Source organism: Alloalcanivorax sp. C16-1 (assembly GCF_046507805.1).
GTDB lineage: Bacteria > Pseudomonadota > Gammaproteobacteria > Pseudomonadales > Alcanivoracaceae > Alloalcanivorax.
The window spans coordinates 596,914-623,306 of sequence record NZ_JBKFTK010000001.1; the positions used below are offsets into that span (position 1 = coordinate 596,914).

Genomic DNA, 26,393 nt, shown 5'->3' on the forward strand with positions numbered 1-26,393 from the left:
GCCCTTACAAAACTGACAATATCCCGGGAGGAACCGTCATGTTCCGTTCTGCTTGCCGACGATTCACTCTGTTGCCCCTGACCGCCGCTCTGGCGGCACCGATTTCCCCGGCGTTCGCGCAGACCGACGACCAAACCGGTGCCCAAACCGGTAATAACCAGCTGGCCCCGGTCACGGTCACCGCCACCCGTGCCAACAGCGCGCTGGGGGAAACGCCGCAGAAAATCACCGTGGTGACCCGCGAGCAGATCGAGGAACAACTGGCGATCACCGCGGATCAGGCTCAGGTGCTGAGCAATCTGCTGCCCTCCTATTCCCCCAGTCGCCAGAAGCTGACCAACGCCGGCGAGACGTTCCGCGGGCGGGATCCGCTGTTCCTGGTGGACGGCATTCCGCAATCCAATCCCCTGCGGGACGGGTCCCGGGACGGCTACACCATCGATCTGGCCATGGTGGAGCGAATTGAGATCATCCACGGCGCCAGCGCCGAGCATGGCCTGGGCGCCACCGGCGGCATCATCAATTTCGTCACCCGGCGCCCCCAGGGTGGCGCGCTCAAGCAGCATGTGGGGGTGGGCGTCAGCGCCCCCACCGACTATGACTCCGACGGTCTGGGCTACCAGGCCGACTACCGTGTGGAGGGGATTCAGGGCGACTGGGATTACCTGCTCGGCGGCAGCTATCGGTCCCGGGGCCTGTTTTACGACGGCGACGGTCGCGCCATCGGCGTGGACGAAGCCCAGGGCGACATCATGGATTCCGAGAGCCACGACCTGTTCGTGAAGCTCGGCTACTGGCTGGACGACAACCAGAACCTGGAACTGAGCGTCAATCGCTTCGAACTGGAGGGCAACCACGATTACGTGAACGTGCCCGGCGACCGCGCCGCCGGCGTTCCCGCCACCTCGGTGAAAGGCGATCCGCGCGGCCGGCCGGTACGCAATCAGGCGCTGACCACCAGCCTCGCCTATCGGCATCTGGATCTGGCCGGCAACGACCTCAAGGTACAGTTCTACAGCCAGCGCTTCCGCGCCCGCTATGGCGGCGGCACCTTCGGCACCTATCAGGACCCGGCCTACGGCGCCAATGTGTACGATCAGTCCCAGAACGAATCGGAGAAGTACGGGGCCAAGTTCACCGTCAACCGGGACGGCCTGCTCGACGGTCGCCTGAAGGCCACCGCCGGGCTGGACCTTCTCCAGGACGAAACCCGTCAGGTACTGGTGCTCACCGATCGCGAATGGGTGCCGGAAGCCCGCTTCCGCAACGCCGCGCCTTTCCTGCAACTGGAATACCGGCTCACCGACCGGCTCACCGTGCACGGCGGCGCCCGCCACGAATACGCCAAGCTGAACGTGGACACCTACCAGGTGCTGGCCTCCTACGGCGGCCATACCGTGGCCGGCGGCAGCCCGAGCTTCGAGGAAACCCTGGTCAACGGTGGTCTGGTGTTCCAGGCCACCGACTGGATGCAGTGGTTCGCCAACTACTCCGAGGGCTTCGGCATGCCCGACGTGGGCCGGGTGTTGCGTGGCGTGAACCAGCCCGGTCAGGACGTGGACGACTACGTGGACCTGCAACCCATCGTCACCGAAAACCAGGAAATCGGCGTGCGCCTGAAGCGCGGCGCGGCGGACCTGGAACTGAGCTACTACCAGTCCGACTCCGATCTGGGTTCGGTGCTGGTGCTCAACAACGGCGTCTATGAAGTGGAACGCAGCGCCACCGATATCCACGGCGTGGAGGCGGACCTGGGCTGGCGGCTGCGGGAAGGGCACCGGGTCAGCGTCGGCTACGCCCACGTCAGCGGCGAGGTGGACAGCAATGGCAATGGCGTGCCGGACCAGCGCATGGACGCCCGCAACATTTCCCCGGACCGGGTGACGGTGCGCTGGCAAGCCAACTGGAACGACCGCCTCACCACCCAGTTGCAGGGCAACCATTATTTCAGCCGCCGCTATGACCGGATCAACGGCCAGGACGCCAACTTCGACAGCTATCAGTTGTTCGACCTGTTCGCCGGTTACCGGCTGGCCCGGGGGCAGCTGACCCTGGGCGTGGAGAACCTGTTCAACGAGCAGTACATCACCTTCTTCTCGCAATCCGCCTCGGACCTGGACGAGCGCTACTTCGCCGGACGTGGCCGCGTGGTGAGCCTCGGGTACAATCTCGACTTCTGAGATTTCCCGGGCGATTCATGCTGTTCACCCTGCACAAATACGCCGGCCTGATCGCCGGCGTGCTGCTCACCCTGATCGGTGTCACCGGCAGTCTGCTGGTGTTTCACGACACCCTGGACCGCTGGCTGACGCCGGCGGTGCGCGTGCAGAGCGGCGGCGAGCCGGCGCCGCTGGCCGAGGTGGTGGACGCCGCCCGCCGGGCGGCGCCGGAGCGGCCCGCCCAGCGGCTGTATCTGGCGGCGCCGGGGGACGCCCACACGGTACGGTTCGCCGGACCCGACGGCGCCCCCGGCCCGCTGGAAGTGAGCGTGGCGCCGGACACCGCCCGGGTGGTGGCGGTGCGCCAGTGGGGCGTCTACCCCACCAGTTGGGTGTACCGCCTGCACTACACGCTGCTGGCCGGCACCCCCGGCAAGTACGTGGTGGGCGTGGCCGGTCTGTGCCTGCTGTTTTTCGGTTTCAGCGGCCTGTACCTGTGGTGGCCGCGCAAGGGCCGCTGGCGCGGCGCCCTGGCCATCCGTACCGACAAGGGCGCCTTCCGTCTCAACCATGACCTGCACAAAAGCGTCGGTGTCCTGACCCTGCCGGTGTTGATGGTGGTGGCGTTCTCCGGCGTGGCCCTGGTGTTTCCCGGCCCGCTCGCCACCCTGGTGGGCACGGTGCTGCCGCTGGAGCCGCGCCCGGTGCATCGTTCCGCGCCGCCGGCGCTGGGGGCCGCTCCGCTGACCGTGGATCAGGCGGTGGCGGCGGGTGCCGGTGTCTTCCCCGGCGCCACCCTGAAGCGGGTCTACCTGCCCACCGAACCCCGCTCTCCCTATATCCTCGCCTACAACCAGCCCGGCGAAGCCTGGGACCATTATCCGGCCACCCGGGTCTGGGTGGACCGCTACAGCGGCGCCGTGCTGGACCGCTGGGATCCGCTGACGGTGGCCGCCGGCAGCAAGTTCCTGGTCTGGCAGTTCCCGCTGCACAACGGTGACGCCCTGGGCCTGGTGGGCCGCTGGCTGGTGGTGGCCGGCGGCCTGCTGCCCGGGCTGCTGTTCTTCACCGGGCTGTACCTGTGGTGGAAAAAGCGCCAACTGAGCCGCAAAGCCCGACGCCGGCGCGCCCCGCGCTCTTGAAACCGGCGCCGCCGCCACCATTTAACCGGCGGTCGCTTGCAAGCACCCTCTCACGCGCCCAGCACGCCGCTTCCTTCAAGGTAGCCAGCCAATCGACCCGGAAAGCGCCTCAAGGGATTGTATGAGTCATATCGAACGCCTGGATCGCATTCACGATTCCTACCGCCGTCTGCCGCTCTGGATGCGGGTGTGGATTTTGCTGGTGCTGATCCCGGTCAACGCCGCCGGTTTCTTCATGCTGCACACCGCCAGCGGCCATCTGGTGGCCTGGGCCGCCGTCTTCGTGATGGTCACCAACGGCCTCACCCTGTGGCGCTACGCCTCCCTGAACCGGGCCCTGGCGCTGCCCCACCTGCTCGCCTGGGTGCCGCTGCAGGCGGCGCTGGTGGCGCGGCTGATCGGCGGCTGGGGGCCGGACGCGCTGGAATGGGATGAATGGATGCTGGCGGTGATGGTGGTGATGGTCAATTCCGTGGCGCTGTTCTTCGACACCGTGGCGTCCTGGCGCTGGTGGCGGGACCGGCGTCTGAACCTGGCCGCCGACGGCCTCTGATCGCCCTCAGCCGATCTGCACCTCGGCCTCGGTGTAGCGCACCCGGGCCGGATTGGGCCGCGCCAGTGCGTAGGCGAACGCCAGCGGCCCGATGCGGCCGACGAACATCAGCAGCATCAAAATGCCCTGCCCCGGCGCGCCGATCCGCGCGGTGATGCCCCGCGACAACCCCACGGTGCCGAACGCCGAAAAGCTCTCGAACAGCACGTCCAGCGGTCGCATCTGCGGTTGCAGGATCACCAGCACGAAGCCCGCCAGCAGCAACAGCATGACACTGAGCATGACCACCGCGTAGGCGCGGAACACCGCCGCCAGGGCCACCGCGCGGCGGAACAGGCGCGGCTGCTGCTCGCCACGCAGAATCGCCCGGGTGGACAGCAGCAGCACCATGAAGGTGGATACCTTGATGCCGGAGGCGGTGGAGTTGCTGCCGCCGCCGATGAACATCAGCATCATGGTCAGCAGCGTGGCGGGCATGCCCAGGGCGCCGGTGTCGACGCTGTTGAAGCCGGCGGTGCGCGGGGTCACCGCCGTGAACCAGGCGGCCCACAGCCGGTCCACCACCGGCAGCGCTCCGAGGGTGTGTGGATTGCGCCATTCGAAGCCCAGCATCAGCAGCCAGCCGCCCAGCGCCAGGATGGCGGTGCCGGTGAGGGTCAGTTTGCTGTGCAGGGTGAGGCGGGCGAAGCGGCGCCGCCGCCAGAGATCCAGAATCACCGTGAAGCCCAGCCCGCCGGTGATGAACAGGGCGGTGATGACGATATTCACCAGTGGCTGACCGGCCCAGGGCATCAGGCTGTCCGGGCGCAGGCCGAAGCCGGCGTTGTTGAACGCGGACACCGCGTGGAAGACGCTGAACCAGAGCCCCTCGCCCCAGCCCATTTCCGGCACCCACACCAGCGCCAGCAGCAGCGCCCCGACCAGCTCCAGGGACAGGGCCAGAATGGCGATGTGGCGGACCAGCACCAGCACGTCGCCGGGGGCGGTCTGGTCCAGCGCCTCGCGCACCACCCGCCGGCCGCCCAGCCCCAGGCGGCCGCCGAGCGCGAGAATGGTGAGCCCGGCGAACGTCATCAGGCCCAACCCGCCGAGATGGATCAGCACCAGCACCACCGCCTGACCGAAGCCGGTCAGCACGCTGCCGGTGTCGACCACCACCAGGCCGGTGACGGTCACCGCCGAGCAGGCGGTGAACAGGGCCTGGCCGAGCCCCAGCCCGCCGTGGCTGGCGATCGGCATCCACAGCAGCAGCCCGCCGACCAGGATCAAGGCGAGAAAACTCAGCGCCAGCAGCGCCGGCGGGCTGAATCGCCAGGGCCGGCGCAGTTGCGCCTTCAGAGTGAGGCGTCCGCTGAGACGCGGTTGCCAGCTCTTCATGGCGCGCCCCTCACCCGATCTGCACCTCGTCCTCCGCATAGCGCAGCCGCACCGGGCGCGGCCGCGCCAGGGAAAACGCCAGCGCCAGCGGCCCGATCCGGCCCACGAACATCAGCACCATCACGATGGCCTGGCTGGCCATCGACATGTCGCCGGTGATGCCGCGGGTCATGCCGGCGTTACCGAACGCGGAGAACCCTTCGAACAGCACGTCCATGGGCCGCATCTCCGGCTCCAGAATGACCAGCAGAAAACAGCCCAGCATTACCATCAGCAGACTCAGCACCACCACCGTGTAGGCGCGGAACACCGAGTTCAGCGACACCATGCGTCTGAAGGCGGTGGGCCGCTGGCGGCCGGTGAGAAAGGCGCGGGTGGCCAGGATCACCACCATGAAGGTGCTCACCTTGATACCGGAAGCGGTGGAGTTGCTGCCGCCGCCGATAAAGATCAGGAACATGGTCAGCAGCACCGTCGGCGCGTAGGCGACGCTGATGTCGACCACCGCGAAGCCGGCGCTGCGCGGCACCACCGCCATGAACCAGGCCAGCCAGGGGCGCTGCTCCGGCGCCAGGGCGGCCAGGGTGTTGCCATTGCTCCACTCGAAGCCCATCACCATCAGCCAGGCGGACAGCGCCAGTATCAGGGTGCCGGTCAGGGTCAGCTTGCTGTGCAGACTGAGGCGGCTGAAGCGGCGCTCGCGCCACAGATCGTTGATCACCGTGAAGCCCAGACCGCCGACCATGAACAGGCCGGTGATCACCACCGTGACCAGCGGCGTGGCGGCCCAGGGCGCCAGCCCGTCGGGCAGGATCGACACCCCGGCGTTGTTGAACGCGGAGGCGGCGTGGAAAAAGCTCATCCACAGCCCCCGCCCCCAGCCCATCTCCGGCACCCAGGCGGTGGCCAGCACCGCGGCGCCGATCAGCTCCAGGGTCAGCGCCAGCAGCGCCACCTGACGCACCAGCAGGATCACGTCGCCGGGGGAGGTCTGGTTCATGGCCTCGCGCACCACCCGCTGGCCGCCCAGCCCCAGGCGCCCGCCCAGGGCCAGCACGGTGAGCACGGCGAAGGTCATCAACCCCAGCCCGCCCACATGGAACAGCACCATCACCACGATCTGCCCGAACAGGGTCAGGTCCCGGGCCGGGTCCGCCAGCGACAGGCCGGTCACGGTGATCGAGGCGGTGGCGGTGAACAGCGCCTGCCACAGCGACAGGCCCTCGTGGCTGGCAAACGGCAGCCAGAACAGCAGCGTGCCGATCAGGATGAAGACCGCGAAGCCGCCCGCCAGCAAGACCGGCGGGCTGAGCCGCCAGGCCCGGCGCATGCGCGCCTTGAGAGTGACGCGGCCGCGCAGACGGGGCAGCCAGCTTCTCATAGGCCGGAGGTGAACTCGCGCAGGGCTTTCTCGTCGCCCAGCAGCACCAGATGATCGTTGCGACGCAAACGGTAGTCCGGCGCCGGCTCGAAGGTGACGCTGTTGCCGTGCTTGATCGCCAGCAGGCGGATCTTGTCCGGATCGATCTTCAGGTCCGAGAACGGCCGGTCGTCCAGCACCTCGCCGGGGCGCACCTCGATGACGAAATAATTATCCCCCAGGGCCAGGTAATCGAGCATGTTGGGGTGCGCCATGGTCTGCGCCACCCGCAGCCCCATTTCGTATTCCGGATGGAAGATGCGTTCGGCACCCAGCTTTTCCACGATCTTGTGGTGGGTGGGCGTGATCGCCTTGACCCACACTTCCCTGGCCTTCAGGGATTCCAGGTGCATGGTGCACAGGATGCTGGCCTCGATGTTCTCGCCAATGGCCACCAGTACCGCGTCGAAGCGCTCCAGCTTCAGTTCCTTGAGCGAGGCCTCGTCGGTGGCGTCGGCGATCACCACCTGGGTGAGCTTGTCCGCCAGTTGGTTGGCCTTGGTCTCATCGGAATCCACGCCCAGCACTTCATGGCCGAGGCGCACCAGCTCCACGCCCACGGCTTCCCCGAAACCGCCCAGGCCCATGATCGCGAATTGTTTTTTCATTCGTGCTCCTTGTGCTGCTCGTGGCGGCGGTCGGGCCGCCGCCTACAGTTGTTCCAGGGCCTCGGCCAGGGTGGCCACCGCCACCACTTCCACCCCATCCGGCAGCTGCCGGGGCCGGTTGGCCTTGGGGATGATGGCCCGTTTGAAGCCGTGTTTCACCGCCTCATAAAGCCGCTCCTGCCCCTGGGGCACCGGGCGGATTTCACCGGACAGCCCGATCTCGCCGAACACCACCAGGTCCCGGCCCAGGGGCCGGTCCCGGAAGCTGGACACGATCGACAGCACCAGCGCCAGGTCGGCGGCGGTTTCCGCCACCTTGACGCCCCCCACCACGTTGGCGAACACGTCCTGGTCGCCCACCTGGATGCCGCCGTGGCGGTGCAGCACCGCCAGCAGCATGGCCAGCCGGTTGGCCTCCAGGCCCACGCATACCCGGCGGGGGTTGCCGAAGTGGCTGGCGTCCACCAGCGCCTGCAGTTCCACCAGCAGCGGCCGGGTGCCTTCCCAGACCACCGTGACCAGGGAGCCGGCGGCGATCTCCTCGGCGCGGTTCAGGAAGATGGCGGAGGGGTTCTTCACTTCCTTCAGGCCCTCGCCGGTCATGGCGAACACCCCCAGTTCGTTGACCGCGCCGAAGCGGTTCTTGAGCCCACGCAGAGTGCGGAAGCGCGAGTCCGTGGAACCCTCCAGCATCAACGAGCAGTCGATCATGTGTTCCAGCACCTTGGGCCCGGCCAGGGTGCCGTCCTTGGTGACATGGCCCACCAACAGCAACACGGTACCGGTTTGCTTGGCGAATCGCGTCAAGGCGGCGGCGCACTCGCGCACCTGGGCCACCGAACCCGGCGCCGATTGCAGGCCGGCCAGATACATCACCTGGATGGAATCCACCACCAGCAGGCGGGGGCGTTCCTTACGCGCCAGATCGAGGATCTGTTCCACGTCGGTTTCCGCCGCCAGGCGCAATTTTTCCTTGGGCAGCTTAAGGCGATCGGCGCGCATCGCCACCTGGGACAGGGATTCCTCGCCGGTCACGTACAGGCAGGACTCGGTGTCGGCCAGCCGGCACATGACCTGCAGCAGCAAGGTGGATTTACCGGCCCCCGGGTGCCCGCCGATCAGGATCGCCGAGCCCGGCACCAGGCCGCCGCCCAGCACCCGGTCCAGTTCACCCATGCCGGTGTCGATGCGCGGCGTTTCCTCCAGCACGATCTCGTTGAGGTTGCGCACCTCGGTGAGCTCACCGCTGTAACCGGTGCGCTCGGCGCCCCGGCTTTTCGGCGTGGCCGGATCCACCACGAATTCCTGCAGGGTGTTCCAGGCGCCGCAGGCCGGGCACTGACCCTGCCATTTTGGAAAGTCGGCACCGCACTCGGTGCACACAAAGGCGGTTTTCTTTTTCGCCACGGGAACTCCTTACTGATCCGCACCTACTCGTGCTATTCCGCGATCACACGCACCGGCCGCGCGGTGACCTGACAGAATAATTCATAACTGATGGTGCCGCAGGCGGCGGCCACTTCGTCGGCGCTGACCACGTCGCCCCACAGCTCCACCTCGTCGCCGACCCGGGCGTCGATGCCGTTCAGGTCCACGGTGAGCATGTCCATGGACACCCGGCCGGCCAGCCGGGTGCGGTGGCCGTTGACCGCCACCGGGGTGCCGTTGGGGGCGTGGCGCGGGTAGCCGTCGCCGTAGCCCACCGCCACCACCCCGACGCGGCCGGGGCCGGCGGCGGTCCAGGTGGCGCCGTAGCCGACGCTGTCACCGGCCTGCACCGGGTTGATGGCGATCAGACGAGCGCTGAAGCGCTGGGTGGGGCGCAGGTCCAGGTCGGTGGCGGCGCGCCAGGCAAACGGCGAGGAGCCGTACAGCATGATGCCCGGGCGCACCCGGTCGGCGCGGGCGTCCGGGTAGCGGATCAGGGCGGCGGAATTGGCGGCGCTGAGCGGCACGCGCAACTCCCCGGCCAGAGCCCGGGCCAGGGCCAGCTGCGAGGCGGTGCGGGTGTCGTCGGCCACGTCGGCGCAGGCAAAATGGCTCATCACGCCAAGCAGCCGCACGCCCTTCAGCCCGCGCAGCCGGGCCGCCTGGGCGCGGGCCAGGTCCGGCGCCATGCCGAGCCGGTTCATGCCGGTGTTGACCTTGAGCCACACCCCCACCGGGCGCGGTTGCGCCACCAGCAGATCCACCTGCCAGGAGGAGTGCACCACCACCTCGGCGTGCAGGCGGGCGGCCAGGGCCAGCTCGTCGGCGTCGAAGAAGCCTTCCGCCACCAGGATCGGGTGCGCCAGCCCCAGGTGCCGCAGCGCCTGGGCCTCTTCCATCAGCGCCACGCCCAGGCCGTCCACCTGATGGGCCAGGGCACGGGCCGCCAGCCCCAACCCGTGGCCGTAGCCGTTGGCCTTGACCATGGCGAACACCCGGGCGCCGCCGGCCAGGGCACGGGCGCGCCGGGCGTTGTGGGCCAGGGCGCCGGGTCGCAGTTCCAGCCGGGTACCACGCATGGGCGCGCTACTCGTCGCTGCTGTATTGCTGGTAGTACTCCGGCGCCAGGTCGTCGAAGCGGGTGAATTCGCCCCGGAACGCCAGGCGTGTCGTGCCGATGGGGCCGTTCCGTTGCTTGCCGATGATCACCTCGGCGATGCCTTTTTCCGTGGTTTCCTGGTTATAGACCTCGTCCCGGTACAGGAACATGATCAAGTCGGCGTCCTGCTCGATGGCCCCGGATTCCCGCAGATCCGACATCACCGGCCGCTTGTTGGGACGCTGCTCCAGGGAGCGGTTGAGCTGGGACAGGGCGATCAGCGGGCAGTGCAGCTCCTTGGCCAGGCCCTTCAGCGAGCGCGAGATCTCGGAGATCTCGTTGACCCGGCTGTCGGCGCCGGGCACCTGCATCAGCTGCAGATAGTCGACCATGATCAGGCCCAGTTCACCGCCGCATTCCCGCGCCACCCGGCGCGCCCGGGCGCGCATCTCCAGCGGGCTCAGCGCCGGGGTATCGTCAATATAGAACTTCTGCTCGCTGAGCATCTGGATCGCCGAGGTGATGCGCGGCCAGTCGTCCTGCTCCAGGCGGCCGGAACGGATCGCCCCCTGGTTGATGCGCCCCAGGGACGACAGCATCCGCATGACGATGGAGTCGGCGGGCATCTCCATGGAGAACACCAGCACCGGCTTGTGCGCCTTGAGGGCCACGTTCTCGCACAGGTTCATGGCGAAGGTGGTCTTACCCATGGAAGGCCGGCCGGCCACCACCACCATGTCGGCGGGTTGCAGGCCGGCGGTCATCTTGTCCAGTTCCTCGAAACCGGTGGTCAGACCGGTCAGCGAGTTCTTGTTCTTGTACAGCTCGTCGATGCGGTCCACCGCCTTCTTGAGCACCGACTTGATGTCCTGGGGGCCGGAGCCCTTTTTCTGCTGCTCGGCGATCTCGAAGATCGACGATTCCGCGTGGTCGAGAATCTCCAGGGACGGCCGCCCCTTGGGATTGAACGACTGGTCGGCGATGCTGTGCGACACCTGAATCAGCTGGCGCAGGATGCTGCGCTCACGGACGATGTCGGAATAGGCGGTGATGTTGGCGGCGCTGGGCGTGTTGCGGGCCAGCTCGGAGAGATAGCTCATGCCGCCCACGTCGTCGAGCTGCCCCAGATGGGTGAGCGCCTGGGACACGGTGACCAGATCGCTGGGCTTCTCTTCTTCCACCAGCTGGCCGATCACCTGGAAGATCAGCCGGTGCTCCTTGCGGTAGAAGTCCTTGGCGCCGACCCGCTCGGCCACGTCGTCCCAGGCCTCGTTATTGAGCAACAGCCCCCCCAGCACCGCCTGTTCCGCCTCCAGGGAGTTGGGGGGCAGGCGCAGGTTGTCCGGCAGATGGTTGTCCAGGCTCAGGGGTTCGTTCATGGCGGGTCCGCGTGGCGAATCGGGTGTCTGAAAAGAAAAAGGCACCGTCCGATGCCGGACGGTGCCCTTGATTCTGTCACCGCGCCCGACCAGGGGCAAACGGCGACCGACCGGGTGCCGGGAGTAATTACTCCTGGGGCACCACGACCAGCTTGATGGTCACGGTCACATCGGCGTGCAGCGCCAGATCGATGTCGTACTCGCCGGTCTGGCGGATCGCGCCATAGGGCAGTTTGACTTCGGCCTTGGCCACTTCCACACCGCTCTGCTCGGTGATGGCGTCGGCGATGTTGGCGGTGCCCACGGAGCCGAACAGCTTGCCTTCGTCGCCGGACTTGGCGGCCACGGTGACACTCGCTTCGGCCAGCTTCTCGGCACGGCCTTCGGCGGCGCTGAGTTGCTCGGCGGCTTGTTTTTCCAGTTCCGCGCGGCGGGTTTCCACCTCGGCCAGGTTGTCCTTGGTGGCGGGCAGAGCCTTGCCTTGCGGGATCAGGAAGTTACGGCCGTAACCGGGGCGAACGTCCACCACGGAGCCCAGGTCACCCAGGTTCTTGATGGTTTCCAGCAGGATCACTTGCATGACGGTCCCCTCGGCTTAATTGTCGTGGCTGTCGGAGTACGGCAGCAGCGCCAGGAAGCGGGCCTGCTTGACAGCGGTGGCCAGCTGACGCTGATAGCGCGCCTTGGTGCCGGTGATGCGGCTGGGCACGATCTTGCCGGTTTCGGTGATGTAGGCTTTCAGGGTGTCGAGGTCCTTGTAGTCAATGAACTCCACACCTTCCGCGGTGAAGCGGCAGAACTTGCGACGGCGATAAAAACGGGCCATGGATAATCTCCTCTCGATTCCTTAGTCCAGGGGCACCAGTGTTTCCGCAATCAACTGCACCCGGTCGCGGGCTTCGCCCTTGTAACCGGCCCGGCTGAGAAACCCCGTCACCCGCACGTTCTGTCCTTCCTTCAGACCCTGGATCAGTTCGGCTTTGCGGCCGACCAGAACCACGGCGAGGCGTACCTGGACTTCACGGGGATGACCGTCTTCCTCCTGCCGGGAGCGGTGCTCCAGCCAGAAACGCTGGCGGGGCACACCGGCCGGTGTGATCGCCGTCTTCTCGAGACGAACGACGACGCCGGTCAACTGGCAGTGATTGCCGTCGGAAATCAGCTGGTGGCCTCCTCCTTCTCGTTGGATTTCGCCAGCGGCGAGGGCTCGGTGATGGCCCGGTGACGGCGAACCACGAGGTGACGGATTACGGCATCGTTGAACCGGAAGGTGTTTTCCAGTTCGGCGAGGGTGTCGCCGTCACATTCGATGTTCAGCAGCACGTAGTGTGCCTTGTGGATCTTGTTGATCGGGTAGGCCAGCTGACGGCGGCCCCAATCTTCCTGACGGTGGATGATCCCGTTGCCGTCGGTGATCACGGCGCTGTAGCGCTCCACCATGGCGGGAACCTGTTCACTCTGGTCCGGGTGGACCAGGAACACAACTTCGTAATGACGCATTGTAGCTCCTTACGGATTGGCAGCCTCCCGCGTTGGGCGGTGAGGCAAGGAGATCCGCTCCCCGGCGGGCCGGGAAACGGAAGGGCGGGGATTCTAGCCCAGACCGGCCGCCGGCTCAAGCCGGGCGCGGATATGGAACAACACCACGCCGGTGGCCACCGACACATTCAGGCTCTGCACGTCGCCGGCCATGGGGATCGCCAACAGGTCGTCGCAGCCCTCCAGCGTCAGGCGGCGCAGGCCCTCGCCCTCGGCGCCCATCACCACCGCCAGGCCGGCGGGCGGCGCGTAGTCGAACAGCGGGGCACTGCGCTCGTGCAGGGCGGTGCCGGCGATGCGCACCTGACGCTCCTTGAGCCGCTCCAGCAGGCGCGCCAGGTTGCCGACCTCGAAATAGGCCAGCGACTCGGCGGCGCCGGCGGCGCTGCGGCAGGCCACCGGGGTCAGGCCAGCGGCGTGACGGCGCGGCACGATCACCGCGTCGACGCCGGCGGCGTCGGCGCTGCGCAGGCAGGCCCCCAGGTTATGCGGGTCGGTGACGCCCTCCAGAATCAGCAGGAAGGGCGGCCGGCCGAGCCGGTCCAGGTGGTTGTCCAGGGCCAGCTCGTCGCCGGGCCGGCGCGGCCGGGCGCGGGCCGCCACGCCCTGGTTCTGGGGGCCGGCCAGCTTGTCCAGGGACTCCCGGCGCGCCATCTGCACGGCGATGCCCTGGTCCCGGGCGGCGATGATCAGCGTCTCCAGGCGGGCGTCGCCGCGCTTCGCCCGGGTGTCCAGCACGAACAGTTCCAGCACCGCTTCCGGGCGGTGCCGCAGCAGCGACTCCACCGCGTGGATACCGGAGTACATCAGCGGCTTGGGCTGACCCTTGCTCATCGACGGCGGCGTCCCTTGCGGGCGCCGCTTTTCTTGGCGGCGGCTTTCTTGGGCAGTTCACCGCGGGCCAGCTTCTCGCGCTCGGAACCGCCGCCCTTGGAAGCGCCATTACTCTTGGAGGCGCTATTGCCGCCGGCTTTGCCACCGGACGCCTTGCCGCCGCCCTTGCGACCGCCGCGAGGCTTCTTCGACGGGGTGCTGCTGATCAGCTCCAGGTCGATCTTGCGCTCTTCGGTGTGCACACCGGCCACCTTCACGCGCACGCCGTCGCCGAGGCTGAAGCGGCGTCCGGAAGACTCGCCCACCAGCGCCATGTTGACGTCGTCGAAGTGGTAGTAGTCGCTGTCCAGGTTGGCCACATGCACCAGGCCATCGATGTTCAGGTCCTGGATCTGCACGAACAGGCCAAAGGCGGCCACGCCGCTGACCACGCCGTCGAACTCCTCGCCCAGACGATCTTCCATGAACTGGCACTTGAGCCATTGCACCACGTCGCGGGTGGCCTCGTCGGCGCGCCGTTCGGTCATTGAGCAGTGCTCGCCCATGGTGATCATGTCGCCCTGGCTGTAGGGCAGGATGTGATCGCGGGGAATGGCCGGCAGCTCGCCGGGGTTGTCCGCGTGGGGCGTTTCGCCGCCGCCCCGGATCAGGAAACGGATGGCGCGGTGCACCAGCAGGTCCGGATAACGGCGGATCGGCGAGGTGAAGTGAGTGTAGGCGTTGTAGGCCAGACCAAAGTGGCCCTTCACTTCCGCCTCGTACTTCGCCTGGGACATGGTGCGCAGCATCATGGTCTGGATCACCTGGCGGTCCGGGCGCTCGGCGATGGTCTCGGCGAGCTGCTGGAACACCTGCGGGCCGATCGGCCCTTCCGACCAGGGAATGCTCAGTCCCAACCCACCCAGAAACTGCTGCAGGTTGGTCAGGCGCTCTTCCTTGGGCGGCTCGTGGTTGCGGTACAGCGCCGGCACCTCAGCCTTCTCCAGCAGCCGGGCGGCGCAGATGTTGGCCGCCAGCATGGCCTCCTCGATCATCACGTGGGCCACGTTGCGGTGCACCGGCACGATGTCGCGGATCTTCTGGTTCTCGTCGTAGAGCATGCGACTTTCGTCGCTCTCGAAGTCGATGGCGCCACGCAGCTCCCGGCGCCGGCGCAGGGCACCGTACATCTCATGGAACGCCCAGATCGAGTCCAGGGACTCGTCGTCCAGGCTCTCCACGGTCTCCATGGCCAGCGGCGATTCCGGTTCCTCGATCAGCGCGCCCACCTTGGTGTAGGTGAGGCGGTGGCGGGAGCGCATCACGCCCTCGCGGAACACGAAGCGCGACACCCGGCCATTGGCGGACACCAGCATGTCGCAGTACAGACACAGCCGGTCCACGTGTGGGTTCAACGAGCACAGGCCGTTGGACAGGGCCTCCGGCAGCATCGGCACCACCCGGTTGGGGAAGTACACGGAGTTGCCGCGTTTGTGGGCTTCGTTGTCCAGGGCACTGCCCGGATGCACATAGTGGCTGACGTCGGCGATCGCCACGATCAGCCGCCAGCCGCCGCGCTTGCGGCGCTCCACGTAGACCGCGTCGTCGAAGTCGCGGGCGTCCTCGCCGTCGATGGTGACCAGCGGCAGGTCGCGCAGATCCACCCGGTGGGCCTTGGCGGGATGGGGCACCTCGGCGCCGAAGCGCTCGGCCTCCTGCTCCACGCCGTCCGGCCATTGGTGCGGAATCTCGAAGCGGCGCAGGGCCACGTCCACTTCCATGCCCGGCTGATCCGGGGTGGCGATGATTTCTTCCAGCCGCACCAGCACGTTGTGGTCCCGGGACGGGTACTGGGTGATCTCGGCGCGCACATGGTCGCCGGCGCCCGGCTTCAGACCGTTGTGGTCCTCCACCAGCACTTCCTTGGTGATGCGCCGGTTCTCCGGATCGATAAAGGCCACGCCGGCCTCTTTGCGATAGCGACCGACGATCTCGGTGACCGCCCGCTCGGCGATCTCGACGATGCGCGCCTCTTCCTTGCCGAAGCGGTTGAAGCCGGCCACGCTGACCAGTACCCGGTCGCCGTCCATCACCTTCTGCATCTGGCGCGGCGCCAGAAACAGGTCCTTACGGTCGGCGTCGTCGGCGATCAGGAAGCCGAAGCCGTCCCGGTGCGCCTGCACCCGGCCGGCGATCAGGTCCATGCGCGAAGCGATGCCGACCTTGCCGTTGCGGTTCTCCACCAACTGGCCGTCGCGCAACATCGCCTTGAGACGGCGTTCCAGCCCCACTTCGCCGTCTTCGCCCACCTCCAGGATGTCGGCGAGCTCATGCTTGCCGAGCGGCTTTCCCTGGTCGTCGAGGACCTTGAGGATCAGCTCACGGCTGGGAACCGGATTGTCGTACTTTTCCGCTTCCCGATCCGCGTGGGGATCCTCGTAGCGTTTCCTGGATGACATTCAAAAACCTCTATGAAAATACATGTATGACACCTCTCATCGGGCGCCGCCGGCGGCGCGCTGAGCGGCGCTGGCGGTGGCTACCTTAACGCAGCGGAGAAAAGAGAGGAAATCAACCGTTGACATCCGGCCATCATATACTAGAATGCACGCGCTTTCGCGATACAGGCCCAACGGGCTGGTATCGATAAGCCGAGGTGGTGAAATTGGTAGACACGCTAGCTTCAGGTGCTAGTGGGGGCAACCCCGTGGAGGTTCAAGTCCTCTCCTCGGCACCAATTCAGGATGAGCTCCCGGAGCTCACCGCCAAAAGGGCTCCCTCAGGGAGCCCTTTTTGTTTCCGCCTCCCCGGCGGTTCCCTTCTCCAACGACAAAGGCCTGACACCATGCGCCTTTTTCTCGCCACTCTGGTCCTGACCATGGGCCTGAGCCTGACGCCGCCCGCTTCCGCCCAGGACAACGGCGCGGTCCATCCGGAAATCCAGAAAGCCGACGCCCAGCGCGAGAAGATCAAGCACCGCGAGCGCCTGCTGATGCTGTTCCCCGCCGGCGCCCTGGGGCTGACCATCGCCTTGATCGTGATCACACGCCGGCGCAAAAAATAACGCCGTCACCGGCCGGTACACCGGATTGACATATTCCTCCGCCAGGATGGAGCGCCTCCCCAAGCTCCATTCCTTTATAAGACGGAGAAAAATCCATGTTTGTACGGAACGACGCCCGTTTTAAACTGAGCGCACTGGCCATCGCCACCTCGCTCGCCCTGACCGCCTGTGGCGGCGACAGCGACCACGATGACGCCGCCGCCGAGCCGCAGATGCAGCGACTGACCCGCATCGCCACCCTGCCCCTGGGCTCGGAAGCCACCGGCCTGTTCCTCAAGGACGACGGCGAGGTGTTCACCAACATCCAGCATCCGTCCGACGCCAACACCACCGTTGATGCGGAAGGCAACATCTATAAGTTCGCCACCGTGGGCGTGATCGAAGGCGCCGACGTGCGCAAGCCGTTTACCGCCGTGTCCGTACCGGAAACCGCGGAAGAAAAGCAGGTGATGCGCGTGGCCCTGGGTCGCTATAACGTGCTCGGCCAGCAGGGCGACGCCTGGGCCGGCGCGCCGCAGCCCGGCCTGGGTGGTATCGACGTGGCCGACGGCAGCGCGCTGATCCGCGTCTCCAACGACCCCGACTTCAACGGCTGGATTCCGGTCAGCGACGACGAAGGCTATCTGTTCACCAACTGGGAAGACCGCCCCGGCGGCATGAGCCGCCTGCATCTGATCCGCGACGGCGAAGGCCGCTGGGTGGTGAGTGACAACAACGCCACCATGGTGGACTTCTCCAACGTCAAGGGCACCTGGGTGAACTGCTTCGGCACCGTGTCCCCGTGGAACACGCCGCTGACGTCCGAGGAACTGTACTTCGACGACACCATCAACTGGAACGCGCCCGGCGAAGGCGGTGTTCAGGACCTGGCCGACTACCTGGCCGGCGAGATCAACAGCGACTACGACGCCGCCTATCCGAACCCCTACGATTACGGCTACATCGTCGAGATCACCGACCCCACCGGCACCCCGACCCCGGTGAAACACTTCACCCTGGGCCGCTACTCCCACGAAAACTCCGTGGTGATGCCCGACCAGAAAACCGTCTACATGAGCGATGACGGCGGCGGCGTGATTCTGTTCAAGTTCGTGGCGGACACCGCCGGCGACCTGAGCAGCGGCACCCTGTACGCCGCCAGCGTGCAGCAGGACACGGTGCCCATGGACGCCGCCCAGGCCGGCTTCGACATCGAGTGGGTGGAACTGGCCAGCGGCAACAACGCCGAGATCGAGGGCTGGGTGGACGAGTACGACGGCATCACCGCCGCCGACTACGTGGACGGCGCCAACAGCTACATCTCCGATCAGCAGGTCAACGACTGGGCGGAAGCCAAGCTGAACCAGGACCTGGACGGTGTCGGCGGCGTGGCCGCCAACCCCTTCGGCGATGACCGCGTGGCCTTCCTGGAATCCCGCAAGGCAGCGGTGAAGCTGGGCGCCACCGGTGAGTTCAACAAGATGGAAGGCATCAACATCCATCTGGAGCGGGCCCGCGCCAGCGTCGAGAACAACGGTCCCCAGGCCTACGTGTACGTGGCCATGTCCGACATCAGCGGCAAGATGACCGACAGCGACGGCCTGGTGCAGCTGACCAACGAGGACACCCACTGTGGCGGCGTTTTCCGCATGCCCCTGGAAGCCGGCTACAACGTGTCCCGTCTGGAAATGGTGGAGCTGGGTGGTCCCTATCAGCCCGATGACGCAGCCAACACCTGCAGCGTGGACGGCCTGTCCGGCCCGGACAACGTGGCGGTGACGGACGACGGCCGGGTGCTGATCGGCGAGGACACCGGCGGTCACGAGAACAACATGGTGTGGCTGCTGGATCCGAAAGGCTGACCACGCCCTTCGTTTCCCACCCCGGGGAGGCGCGCCTGGCGCCCTCCCCGTTTTCCGTTGTGACGCCCCCTTTCAATCAACCGGTTATCCGACCATGAAAGCTCTTGCCGCTCTTTGCCTGGCCGGCCTCGCTCTGGCCGGCTGCGACCAGACCGACGCCGTAAGCGCCCCGGCCGGCACCGTGCCCGCCGCCGTCCTGGAACGAAAACTGCCGGCGGATCTGACTCGCATCTACAATCAGGAAGCGCCGATTCCGCCGCAGTGCTACACACGCACCGAGGGGCAGTTCAATCCCTGCTACACCTGTCACCAGACCTACCCGGACCGGGCCCGGCCCAACACCATGTGGGACGGCTACCTGCAGGGCAGCTACGATTTTTCCGAGCTGGGGGAAACCAACCACTGGCTCAATCTGTTCGTGGACCGCCGCGAGGCGGTAGCCAGAATGGACGATCAGGCAATCCTGGATTACATCGATCAGGACAACTACACCGATTACATGAAGACGCTGGCCGGCTCCGACCAATGGAACGGACCGGTACCCTACATCGAGAACCTGGCCGAGGGCGCCGCCGCGTTCGACCAGCAGGGCTTCGCCCGCGACGACAGCCATTGGGTGGCGTTCAACTATAAGCCGCTGCCCAGTACCTTCTGGCCCACCAACGGCAGCACCGACGACGTGATGGTGCGCCTGCCGGAAAAATTCCGCACCAGCACCTGCCAGACCGGCGAGTCCCGGGATGTCTATCTGGCCAACCTGTCGCTGATGGAAATGGCCATCAAGGAGCTGGACCGCATCGACACCCCGCCACTGGACGAACAGACGGTGTGCGCGGACCTGGATGGCGATGGCCAGCTGACCACCGCCACCACCCTGCTGCGCCGCGATCATTACCTGGGCAACGCCATGGACGTGCCGGTGGTGGACATGCTCTACCCGGTGGGCATCGAGTTTCTGCACACGGTGCGCTATGTGGGCGTGGACCAGGACGGCGCCATCGGTGTGCCACGGCGCATGAAGGAAGTGCGCTACATGAACAAGATCCGCTTCTACGAAAGCAGCCATCTGAAGTCGCTGTATGGCAATGAGCATCAGGAAAAGATGGAAGGCAACCTGCCCACTTATACCGACCACGGTGACCGGGGCATGGACAACGGCTTCGGCTGGATGGTGCTCGGCTTTATCGAGAAAGCGGACGGCGCCCTGCGTCCACAGAGCAATCAGGAGCAGCGGTTCTGCATGGGCTGCCACACCACCATCGGCACCACCATCGACCAGACCTTCGCGTTTCCCCGCAAGGTCACCGGCGCCGACGGTTGGGGTTACATTGATCTGAAGGGCATGCCGGATGTGCCGGCCATCAATCAGGACCAAGGCGAGATCGCCCAGTACCTGTCACTGGTGGGCGGCGGCAACGAGTTCCGGGAAAACGACGAGATGCGAGCCCGCTGGTTCCATGACGACGGCCGCCTGGACCGGGAAAGGTTGGAGGGCGCCGACGTCTACGATCTGATCACGCCCAGCCGTGACCGGACCCTGGCTCTGAACAAGGCCTACAAGCTGATCGTCGAGGAGCAGAGCTTCCTGTATGGCCGGGACGCCACCCTGAAGCCGGCGGAGAACGTATTCCGGCATATCGATCCGGAAGAGATTGAGCCTCTCAGACCGGAGAAGCGCATCGACGCCTACGACATCCGGTTGGATTGGTCGGAGAAATAGTCGGAAAAGGAAGGCGGCGGAAGGGGTGTGCCCGTTCCGCCGCCTACCGCACGGCGCTTACCCGAACGGGTGGCGCTTGATGATGGTCTCGGCCCGGTCCGGGCCGGTGGAGATGATGTCGATGGGGGCGCCGGTGACTTCCTCGATGCGCTTGAGGTAGGCCAGGGCGTTGGCGGGCAGGTCCTCGAGCTTTTTCACACCGATGGTGGATTCCCGCCAGCCGGGTACGGACTCGTACACCGGCGTCACTTCCGCGTAGCTGTCCGCGTCCCAGGCGCACTCCAGAATTTCGCCGTCGGGACCCTTATAGCCGATGCAGATGTTCACCTCTTCCAGACCGTCCAGCACGTCCAGCTTGGTCAGGCACAGGCCGCTGATCGAGTTGATCTGGATGGCGCGCTTCAACGCGATGGCGTCGAACCAGCCGCAACGGCGGGCGCGGCCGGTGGTGGCGCCGAATTCGTGGCCCTTTTCCGCCAGGTGACGACCGGTTTCATCGAACAGCTCGGTGGGGAACGGGCCGCCGCCCACCCGGGTGGTGTAGGCCTTGGTGATGCCCAGCACGTAATCCAGGTAGAGCGGACCGAAGCCGGTGCCGGTGGCGGTGCCGCCGGCGGTGGTGTTGGAGCTGGTCACGTACGGGTAGGTGCCGTGGTCAATGTCCAGCAGGGTGCCCTGGGCGCCTTCGAACATGATGTTCTCACCACGCTCCCGGGCACCGTGCAGGCGGGCGGTCACGTCGCACACCATGGCGCGGATTTCCTCGGCCAGGGCCAGGGTTTCATCCAGGGTCCGCTGGAAGTCCACCGGCTCGGCGTTATAGAAGCTGCGCAGGATGAAGTTGTGGTAGTCCATCACCTCGCCGAGCTTGGCGGCGAAACGCTCGCGGTGGAACACATCGCCCAGGCGCACGCCACGGCGCGCCACCTTGTCTTCGTAGGCCGGGCCGATACCACGGCCGGTGGTACCGATCTTCTGGGCACCCCGGGCCACTTCCCGGGCCTGGTCCAGGGCCACGTGCACGGGCAGGATCAGCGGGCAGGCGGAAGACAGCCGCAGGCGCTCGCGCACCGGCACGCCCTGCTCTTCCAGGCCGCGAATTTCCTTGAGCAGCGCCTCCAGCGACAGCACCACGCCGTTGCCGATCAGGCATTGCACGTTATCGCGCAGGATGCCGGAGGGAATCAGATGCAGGACGGTTTTCTTGCCGTCGATCACCAGCGTGTGGCCGGCGTTGTGGCCGCCCTGGAAGCGCGCCACATAGGCGGCCTGGTCGGTGAGCAGATCGACGATCTTGCCCTTGCCTTCATCACCCCATTGGGTACCGAGAATGACTACGTTCTTGCCCATGGCTGTTCGCTTGGCCTGTCAGAAGGAAATGGGTTGAAGAGTCCAGCCGCCGTCGGCGACCACCAGCTCGCGGTCGCAGCCGAGTTCGGCCGGATCGTTGTCGGCGCCGTCCAGGGCCAGCAGCACACGCTCGCCCCGGGCGCGCAATTGCGCGACCCGCTCACGGAAGTCCGGGTCGTCGAGGCCCCCGCGAGCCAGAATGCCTTCACCGCGGGGCACCGGCGTCAGCGACGCCAGTTTCTTGAGATCGGCGCTGAAGCCAGTGGCCGGCCGTGCCCGGCCGAATACCTCGCCGATGTGATCGTAACGGCCGCCCTTGGCCAGCGGCTCGCTGTCGCCGGGCAGATAGGCGGCGAATACACAGCCGGTATGGTAGTGGTAACCGCGCAGTTCGCCCAGGTCCAGATGCACCCGGGTGCCGCCCGCTTCCAGCACCGCCACCAGCCGTTCCAGTTCCGCCAGCGCCTCGGTGGCCGCCGGGAAATCCGCCAGCAGCTCGCGGGCCTGGGAGAACACGGCGCCGTCGCCGTCCAGGAACGGCAGCGCCGCCAGGGCGCGGGTGGCGTTGGCCGGCAGCGCGCGCTCGGCCAGGAAGCGGTCCAGTTCGGTGCGCGCCTTGCGCAGGTAAATGTCTTCCAGGGTGCTCTGCTCGGCGGCGCTCAGGTCGCAGGCGCCGAGCACGGCGCGGAAAATACCCACGTGGCCCAGGTCCAGCACCACCCGGTCGCCGGCGCCGGCCAGCGCCAGGGTGTCGAGCAGCAGCAGTACCACTTCCAGGTCGCTGTCGGCGCCGGCGTGGCCGAACAGCTCGACGCCGAGCTGATAGGGCAGCCGGGTGCCACCGGCCTGGGCCGGCTTGGCGCGCAGCGCGGTGGAGCAATAACACAGCCGGGTGGGGCCGTTGCGGCGCAGGCCGTGGGCGTCGATACGCGCCACCTGCGGGGTCATGTCCGCGCGCACGCCCATCAGGCGGCCGCTGAGCTGGTCGGTGATCTTGAAGGTGTCCCGCTCCAGATCACGGCCGGCGCCATTGAGCAGGGATTCGAGAAATTCAATCAGCGGCGGGAATACCAGCTCGTAGCCCCAGGATCGATACAGATCCAGGGCCCGCCGGCGCAGTTGTTCGATGGCCCGGGCGCGTTCGGGGAGCACTTCCTCGACGCCATCGGGGAGCAGCCACTGTTCTTCCTGATTCATCCGGGACCGTACCAACAGCAGGAGGCCGGCGAGGCTCGCGCCGCCGGCCCGATGAGTCTCGTGTGTCGCCGCGGGGCGTGGACCCACCCTTCAACGACCACGGACGGTGGCCAGAAAGGTGGCGGCCATGAACGGCGGGCCACAAAAAAACCGGGTCCCTAAGGCCCGGTTGCGGCATTCTAACACGTCCGCCCTGGCGCAGGTACCTTGGTGCGGGCCCCTTCGCGTGATCAGTCCGTCCCCGGCGGGCGCCGTTCGTCGCCCAGCGCGACGAAACGCCAGGCCCCCTGGTGCTCTTCCAGCGGCAGGGCGGCGGCGGTGAAGGCGGCCGTCTTGCGGCGCAGCCGCCAGACCGTGCGGGCCAGCAACCGGCGACCGGGCGCGCCGCCGGCCCGGCTCAACGTCGCCACCAGGCTCTCACCGCCCAGCCAGCGGCCATCGGCCGCCGCCAGCGCCCGCAGCAGAGCCCGTTCGTGGCCGTTCAGGCCGATGTCCGGTCCACCCGGCGGACGCAGCAGCCAGCCCTGCTCCACCAGCCACCAGCCGCCGGGCCCGGACGATACCCCCTCGTCGGCGCCCAGGCGCCGCGCCAGCCGGTTCAGGGTCGCCACCAGCAGCCGCGGCTCCACCGGTTTCACCAGGTAGGCGTCCGCCCCCTCGCGCAGCCCCAGTAACTGGTGTTCGTGGCTGCCGTAGCCGGACAGCAGCACCACCGGAATGTTGGTATGGCGGCGCAGCCGGCGACTGACCGAGAAACCGTCCTCATCCGGCAGCCCGATGTTGAGCACCACCAGATCGAAGTGCCGGTGGGGGAACTGGCGCCACAGGGAGGCGGCGTCGGCGTAGCTGTCCACGCGAAAGCCGCTGCCGGAGAGATCCCGAACCAGCAGCGCGCGCATCGGGCCATAGTCCTCCACCACCGCCACGCGCGGGCGGCGATCAGGCACGACGGCGGCCCCGGCAGGCGATACCGGCGAGGTCCCATCGCGACGCTCGACGCTTTCCCAAACACGGCATAAAGAACGGTCATCACCTGAGCGGCACCGGGATTGGCGTTGATAATCAGCGGGACTCTAGGGAAAACTGTGAACTCGTTCACCAATCTTCATATAGCCGCACACTCACCCCTCGCTCACTGATCCGGCCACCGGACTCAGTCCAGGGGATGCGCCAGGGCCCGTTCCTCGCTCATCCCGTTCACCAGATAGCCGACCCCGCGCACCGCTTCCAGAGGCAGGATCCACTCACTGATCGCGCGAATCTTGCGGCGCAGACGGTAGATCACCATTTCCAGGCGGTGCGGGTCGAAGTCGTGCACGTCCCGGGTCAAGGCGCCGATCAGACTTTCCCGGTCGATGGGCCGGCCGCTGGCCCGGATCAGGCAGCGCAGCATGTCCCGCTCGTAGGCGGTAAGAATCACGTCCTGCTGGTCCGGGGTACGCAGCTTCCAACCGTCCGCCACCAGCCGCCAGCCGCCGTCGCCATCTTCCGGTGCGGTGACCGGCGTCGGCGCGTGCCGGCCGCGCAGACGCCGGCCCAGGCTTTCCAGGGTCGCCACCAGCACCGGGTAATCCACCGGTTTGGTCAGGTAGGCGTCGGCGCCATGGCGCAGCCCGCGCACCTGATCAGCGCTGGCGGAATAGCCGGTGAGCATGACGATGCCGACCTGGGAGGAGGTGCGCAGATGTTCCGCCACCGACAGACCATCCTCCCCCGGCAGTCCCACGTCCAGCACAATCAGATCACAATGGGACACGGTCAGGTGCCGCCACAGCGCGGTGGCGTCGGCGCAGCCCTTAACGTTGAAACCCTTGGCGGCGATTTCATTGATCACCAGTTCTCTTTGTTCCGCGTCGTCTTCCACGACAACCACGTTGAGCCGTCTTTCGCTCATCCACCCCCTCCTTCATCGCCGGACTGTTCCGGCGAAGTGGTCAACATAAACACGTACTGCAGCAACAACGCCGGGGAAAACGGTTTCGACAACCGCTCCACGTCCGGCGGCAAATCCCGGGCCAGTTGCGCGGCCTCGGGCAGATAATCGGAAATCAGCACCATGGCCAGATCGGGATACCGGGCCCGCAGGCGGCGGATCAGGGCCAGACCATCCAGGCCCGGCATGCGGTAATCGGTGATCAGCACGTCCGGCACCCGGCCCCGGGCAATCACCCGCCAGGCTTCGCGCCCGTCCCGGGCACTGAGCACCTGGCAGCCGCCCTGCTCCAGGGCCGTCACCAGGGCCGAGCGCCATTCATCGTCATCGTCCACCAACAACACCCGCGGCGACGCACTTTCGGTCGCCGGCACCGGCACCGGCACCGGCTCCGGCAGCCGCAGCCGGAACCGGCTGCCCCGGCCCGGTGTACTGTCCACCAGGATCTCGCCGCCGGCTTCATGGATCACCCGACCCACCACCGCCAGGCCCAGACCGGTGCCGCTGCTCTGGCTCTTGGTGGTGAAAAACGGCTCGAAGATGCGGCGCCGTACCGCCTCCTCCATGCCTTCGCCGGTGTCGCTGAGAGCAATCTCCACCAGCGAACGGCCCCGCTCGTCCCGGACCCTGCTCACCGCCAGCCGGAAATGGCCGCCGTCCGGCATGACGTCGCGGGCGTTGGTGGCCACGTTGAGCACCGCCAGTTCCAACTGGCCGCGGTCGGCGCGCACCGGCAGACTCTCGGCGGGCAGCACCAGTTCGATGCGCACCCGGGGATCGAACAGCTGTCGCAGCATGCTTTCCAGGCCGTGCAGGGCCTCGCCGACATCGAACACTTCCGGATGGGCCACGTCCTGGCGGCTGAAGTTGAGCAGCTTGCGGCTGATCGCCGCGCCGCGCCGGGCGGCGGTCTCCACGCCGGCCAGCGCTTCGCGCAGGGGCGCCTCGCCGTCGCGCCGTTCGCGCCAGCGGGCGTAGCCGAGAATCACCCCGAGAATATTGTTGAAATCGTGGGCCACGCCGCCGGCCAGCTGGCCGATGGCCCTCACTTTCTGAACATGCACCAGCTGCTCCATGGTGTGCTCCCGTTCTTCTTTTTCCGCTTTCAGCGAGCGCCGCGCCTGCTCTAATTCCCGATGCCGCTCTTCCACGTCCGCCAAATAGGCCTGCAGCCCGGCCACGGTGCTGTCGAACACCACCGCCACCACCAGAAAGCTGATCATCAGACCAACGGCAATCTCGGCGACCAGGCCCGGCCGGGTACCGTTCGCCAGTTCACGGCCGACCCCCACCAGCACGCACAGGCCGATGAATATCAACGTCGCCCACAACGCCCGGCGGCCGAACAACAGCCCGGCCAGCGCCAGCGGGAATACATGGGTGATCTGCGCCGGGCCCGGGCCGTTCACGCCGTTCAGCGCGTACACCACCAGGATCACCGCCAGACAGCCGACCAGAAACAGCACCGCGCCAAACCGGAAGCGACCCACCCGCACGCACGCCAGGCTGATCATCGCCAGCGCCGCCACCCCGCCATGCACCACCAGGTAAGTACGCTCAATGGGCGCCAGGGCCCCGCCGCCCAGCAGCCGCGTGGTCCAAAACACCGGCACCAGCACGCCGATCAGCAACAGCACCCGTTGCAGCGCCCGGGCCTTGCGGCGATCCCCATCGCCCGCCGGCACCCGGGCCAGCCAGTCGCGTGCTTTGTTGTGCATTCCGCCTTTTCTCCCTGCGCCGGCGCGCCCGGGCGTTATTATGCCATTAATTG

The 26,393-nt window shown here is 66.9% G+C and carries 23 protein-coding genes and 1 tRNA gene; 7 read left to right on the plus strand and 17 right to left on the minus strand.

Features of this window, described 5'->3' with window-relative positions; all coding sequences use genetic code 11:
• Positions 1–38: 38 nt before the first annotated feature.
• The 3 genes from ACLD0W_RS02870 to ACLD0W_RS02880 all read left to right on the plus strand — a co-directional run bounded on the left by ACLD0W_RS02870 (position 39) and on the right by ACLD0W_RS02880 (position 3,854).
• Entirely contained in the window at positions 39–2,180 is a 2,142-nt protein-coding gene (locus tag ACLD0W_RS02870) for a TonB-dependent receptor (RefSeq protein ID WP_410305996.1), read from the plus strand.
• Between the two features lie 17 nt (positions 2,181–2,197).
• Complete coding sequence (locus ACLD0W_RS02875; RefSeq protein ID WP_410305997.1) at positions 2,198–3,301, plus strand: PepSY-associated TM helix domain-containing protein; 1,104 nt, start codon at positions 2,198–2,200, stop codon at positions 3,299–3,301.
• A 121-nt stretch (positions 3,302–3,422) separates the two neighbouring features.
• A complete protein-coding gene (locus ACLD0W_RS02880) occupies positions 3,423–3,854 on the plus strand; it encodes a hypothetical protein (RefSeq protein WP_410305998.1) in 432 nt (143 codons plus the stop codon).
• Positions 3,855–3,860: 6 nt separating this feature from the next.
• On the opposite strand, the gene ACLD0W_RS02885 is transcribed toward ACLD0W_RS02880, so the two are convergent.
• The 12 genes from ACLD0W_RS02885 to rnr form a co-directional block, all read right to left on the minus strand.
• Complete coding sequence (locus ACLD0W_RS02885) at positions 3,861–5,231, minus strand: TrkH family potassium uptake protein (protein WP_410305999.1); 1,371 nt, start codon at positions 5,229–5,231, stop codon at positions 3,861–3,863.
• Positions 5,232–5,241: 10 nt separating this feature from the next.
• Positions 5,242–6,612: a TrkH family potassium uptake protein gene (locus ACLD0W_RS02890; protein WP_410306000.1), complete on the minus strand. Its 1,371-nt coding sequence runs from the start codon at positions 6,610–6,612 to the stop codon at positions 5,242–5,244.
• A complete protein-coding gene (locus ACLD0W_RS02895; protein ID WP_410306001.1) occupies positions 6,609–7,259 on the minus strand; it encodes a potassium channel family protein in 651 nt (216 codons plus the stop codon). The genes ACLD0W_RS02890 and ACLD0W_RS02895 overlap by 4 nt, the downstream gene beginning before the upstream one ends.
• A gap of 42 nt (positions 7,260–7,301) precedes the next feature.
• Entirely contained in the window at positions 7,302–8,666 is a 1,365-nt protein-coding gene (radA, locus tag ACLD0W_RS02900; protein ID WP_410306002.1) for a DNA repair protein RadA, read from the minus strand.
• Between the two features lie 32 nt (positions 8,667–8,698).
• Positions 8,699–9,766: an alanine racemase gene (gene alr / locus ACLD0W_RS02905; RefSeq protein WP_410306003.1), complete on the minus strand. Its 1,068-nt coding sequence runs from the start codon at positions 9,764–9,766 to the stop codon at positions 8,699–8,701.
• Between the two features lie 7 nt (positions 9,767–9,773).
• Positions 9,774–11,165 (minus strand): replicative DNA helicase, encoded by a 1,392-nt coding sequence (gene dnaB, locus ACLD0W_RS02910; RefSeq protein WP_410306004.1) that lies wholly within the window; start codon positions 11,163–11,165, stop codon positions 9,774–9,776.
• A 127-nt stretch (positions 11,166–11,292) separates the two neighbouring features.
• Complete coding sequence (rplI, locus tag ACLD0W_RS02915) at positions 11,293–11,745, minus strand: 50S ribosomal protein L9 (protein ID WP_410306005.1); 453 nt, start codon at positions 11,743–11,745, stop codon at positions 11,293–11,295.
• 15 nt (positions 11,746–11,760) lie between these two features.
• Positions 11,761–11,991 (minus strand): 30S ribosomal protein S18, encoded by a 231-nt coding sequence (gene rpsR / locus ACLD0W_RS02920; protein ID WP_161384846.1) that lies wholly within the window; start codon positions 11,989–11,991, stop codon positions 11,761–11,763.
• Positions 11,992–12,012: 21 nt separating this feature from the next.
• Positions 12,013–12,300: a primosomal replication protein N gene (gene priB, locus ACLD0W_RS02925; protein WP_410306006.1), complete on the minus strand. Its 288-nt coding sequence runs from the start codon at positions 12,298–12,300 to the stop codon at positions 12,013–12,015.
• A 23-nt stretch (positions 12,301–12,323) separates the two neighbouring features.
• Positions 12,324–12,665: a 30S ribosomal protein S6 gene (gene rpsF / locus ACLD0W_RS02930; protein ID WP_138772679.1), complete on the minus strand. Its 342-nt coding sequence runs from the start codon at positions 12,663–12,665 to the stop codon at positions 12,324–12,326.
• Between the two features lie 93 nt (positions 12,666–12,758).
• Positions 12,759–13,538, minus strand: a complete 780-nt coding sequence (rlmB, locus tag ACLD0W_RS02935) for a 23S rRNA (guanosine(2251)-2'-O)-methyltransferase RlmB (RefSeq protein ID WP_410306007.1) — start codon at positions 13,536–13,538, stop codon at positions 12,759–12,761.
• Positions 13,535–15,976, minus strand: a complete 2,442-nt coding sequence (rnr, locus tag ACLD0W_RS02940; protein ID WP_410306008.1) for a ribonuclease R — start codon at positions 15,974–15,976, stop codon at positions 13,535–13,537. The genes rlmB and rnr overlap by 4 nt, the downstream gene beginning before the upstream one ends.
• 191 nt (positions 15,977–16,167) lie before the next feature.
• Between rnr and ACLD0W_RS02945 the strand changes: the two genes are divergently transcribed.
• The 4 genes from ACLD0W_RS02945 (at position 16,168) to ACLD0W_RS02960 (ending at position 20,142) form a co-directional block, all read left to right on the plus strand.
• A tRNA-Leu gene (locus tag ACLD0W_RS02945) sits at positions 16,168–16,254 on the plus strand.
• Between the two features lie 108 nt (positions 16,255–16,362).
• A complete protein-coding gene (locus ACLD0W_RS02950; RefSeq protein ID WP_410306009.1) occupies positions 16,363–16,581 on the plus strand; it encodes a hypothetical protein in 219 nt (72 codons plus the stop codon).
• Positions 16,582–16,676: 95 nt separating this feature from the next.
• A complete protein-coding gene (locus ACLD0W_RS02955) occupies positions 16,677–18,422 on the plus strand; it encodes an alkaline phosphatase PhoX (protein WP_410306010.1) in 1,746 nt (581 codons plus the stop codon).
• Between the two features lie 94 nt (positions 18,423–18,516).
• Entirely contained in the window at positions 18,517–20,142 is a 1,626-nt protein-coding gene (locus tag ACLD0W_RS02960; protein ID WP_410306011.1) for a hypothetical protein, read from the plus strand.
• Positions 20,143–20,199: 57 nt separating this feature from the next.
• Here the strand turns inward: ACLD0W_RS02960 and ACLD0W_RS02965 are convergent, their stop codons facing one another.
• The 5 genes from ACLD0W_RS02965 to ACLD0W_RS02985 form a co-directional block, all read right to left on the minus strand.
• Positions 20,200–21,492, minus strand: coding sequence for an adenylosuccinate synthase (locus tag ACLD0W_RS02965; RefSeq protein ID WP_410306012.1), 1,293 nt, complete (start codon positions 21,490–21,492; stop codon positions 20,200–20,202).
• Between the two features lie 18 nt (positions 21,493–21,510).
• Positions 21,511–22,689 (minus strand): ATP phosphoribosyltransferase regulatory subunit, encoded by a 1,179-nt coding sequence (locus tag ACLD0W_RS02970; protein ID WP_410306013.1) that lies wholly within the window; start codon positions 22,687–22,689, stop codon positions 21,511–21,513.
• A gap of 230 nt (positions 22,690–22,919) precedes the next feature.
• On the minus strand, positions 22,920–23,636 hold the full coding sequence (locus ACLD0W_RS02975; RefSeq protein ID WP_410306014.1) for a response regulator transcription factor: 717 nt from the start codon (positions 23,634–23,636) through the stop codon (positions 22,920–22,922).
• A gap of 206 nt (positions 23,637–23,842) precedes the next feature.
• Positions 23,843–24,583: a response regulator transcription factor gene (locus ACLD0W_RS02980; RefSeq protein ID WP_410306015.1), complete on the minus strand. Its 741-nt coding sequence runs from the start codon at positions 24,581–24,583 to the stop codon at positions 23,843–23,845.
• Entirely contained in the window at positions 24,580–26,340 is a 1,761-nt protein-coding gene (locus ACLD0W_RS02985) for an ATP-binding protein (RefSeq protein WP_410306016.1), read from the minus strand. Before ACLD0W_RS02985 ends, ACLD0W_RS02980 begins: the two co-directional genes overlap by 4 nt.
• Between the last annotated feature and the right edge of the window lie 53 nt (positions 26,341–26,393).

Bases quoted from the DNA above. Each gene is read 5' to 3' on its own strand.
- ACLD0W_RS02870 (WP_410305996.1), top strand. From the start codon at position 39: ATGTTCCGTTCTGCTTGCCGACGATTCACTCTGTTGCCCCTGACCGCC.
- ACLD0W_RS02875 (WP_410305997.1), top strand. From the start codon at position 2,198: ATGCTGTTCACCCTGCACAAATACGCCGGCCTGATCGCCGGCGTGCTG.
- ACLD0W_RS02880 (WP_410305998.1), top strand. From the start codon at position 3,423: ATGAGTCATATCGAACGCCTGGATCGCATTCACGATTCCTACCGCCGT.
- ACLD0W_RS02885 (WP_410305999.1), bottom strand. From the start codon at position 5,231: ATGAAGAGCTGGCAACCGCGTCTCAGCGGACGCCTCACTCTGAAGGCG.
- ACLD0W_RS02890 (WP_410306000.1), bottom strand. From the start codon at position 6,612: ATGAGAAGCTGGCTGCCCCGTCTGCGCGGCCGCGTCACTCTCAAGGCG.
- ACLD0W_RS02895 (WP_410306001.1), bottom strand. From the start codon at position 7,259: ATGAAAAAACAATTCGCGATCATGGGCCTGGGCGGTTTCGGGGAAGCC.
- alr (WP_410306003.1), bottom strand. From the start codon at position 9,766: ATGCGTGGTACCCGGCTGGAACTGCGACCCGGCGCCCTGGCCCACAAC.
- dnaB (WP_410306004.1), bottom strand. From the start codon at position 11,165: ATGAACGAACCCCTGAGCCTGGACAACCATCTGCCGGACAACCTGCGC.
- rplI (WP_410306005.1), bottom strand. From the start codon at position 11,745: ATGCAAGTGATCCTGCTGGAAACCATCAAGAACCTGGGTGACCTGGGC.
- rpsR (WP_161384846.1), bottom strand. From the start codon at position 11,991: ATGGCCCGTTTTTATCGCCGTCGCAAGTTCTGCCGCTTCACCGCGGAA.
- rpsF (WP_138772679.1), bottom strand. From the start codon at position 12,665: ATGCGTCATTACGAAGTTGTGTTCCTGGTCCACCCGGACCAGAGTGAA.
- rlmB (WP_410306007.1), bottom strand. From the start codon at position 13,538: ATGAGCAAGGGTCAGCCCAAGCCGCTGATGTACTCCGGTATCCACGCG.
- rnr (WP_410306008.1), bottom strand. From the start codon at position 15,976: ATGTCATCCAGGAAACGCTACGAGGATCCCCACGCGGATCGGGAAGCG.
- ACLD0W_RS02950 (WP_410306009.1), top strand. From the start codon at position 16,363: ATGCGCCTTTTTCTCGCCACTCTGGTCCTGACCATGGGCCTGAGCCTG.
- ACLD0W_RS02955 (WP_410306010.1), top strand. From the start codon at position 16,677: ATGTTTGTACGGAACGACGCCCGTTTTAAACTGAGCGCACTGGCCATC.
- ACLD0W_RS02960 (WP_410306011.1), top strand. From the start codon at position 18,517: ATGAAAGCTCTTGCCGCTCTTTGCCTGGCCGGCCTCGCTCTGGCCGGC.
- ACLD0W_RS02965 (WP_410306012.1), bottom strand. From the start codon at position 21,492: ATGGGCAAGAACGTAGTCATTCTCGGTACCCAATGGGGTGATGAAGGC.
- ACLD0W_RS02970 (WP_410306013.1), bottom strand. From the start codon at position 22,689: ATGAATCAGGAAGAACAGTGGCTGCTCCCCGATGGCGTCGAGGAAGTG.
- ACLD0W_RS02980 (WP_410306015.1), bottom strand. From the start codon at position 24,583: ATGAGCGAAAGACGGCTCAACGTGGTTGTCGTGGAAGACGACGCGGAA.
- ACLD0W_RS02985 (WP_410306016.1), bottom strand. From the start codon at position 26,340: ATGCACAACAAAGCACGCGACTGGCTGGCCCGGGTGCCGGCGGGCGAT.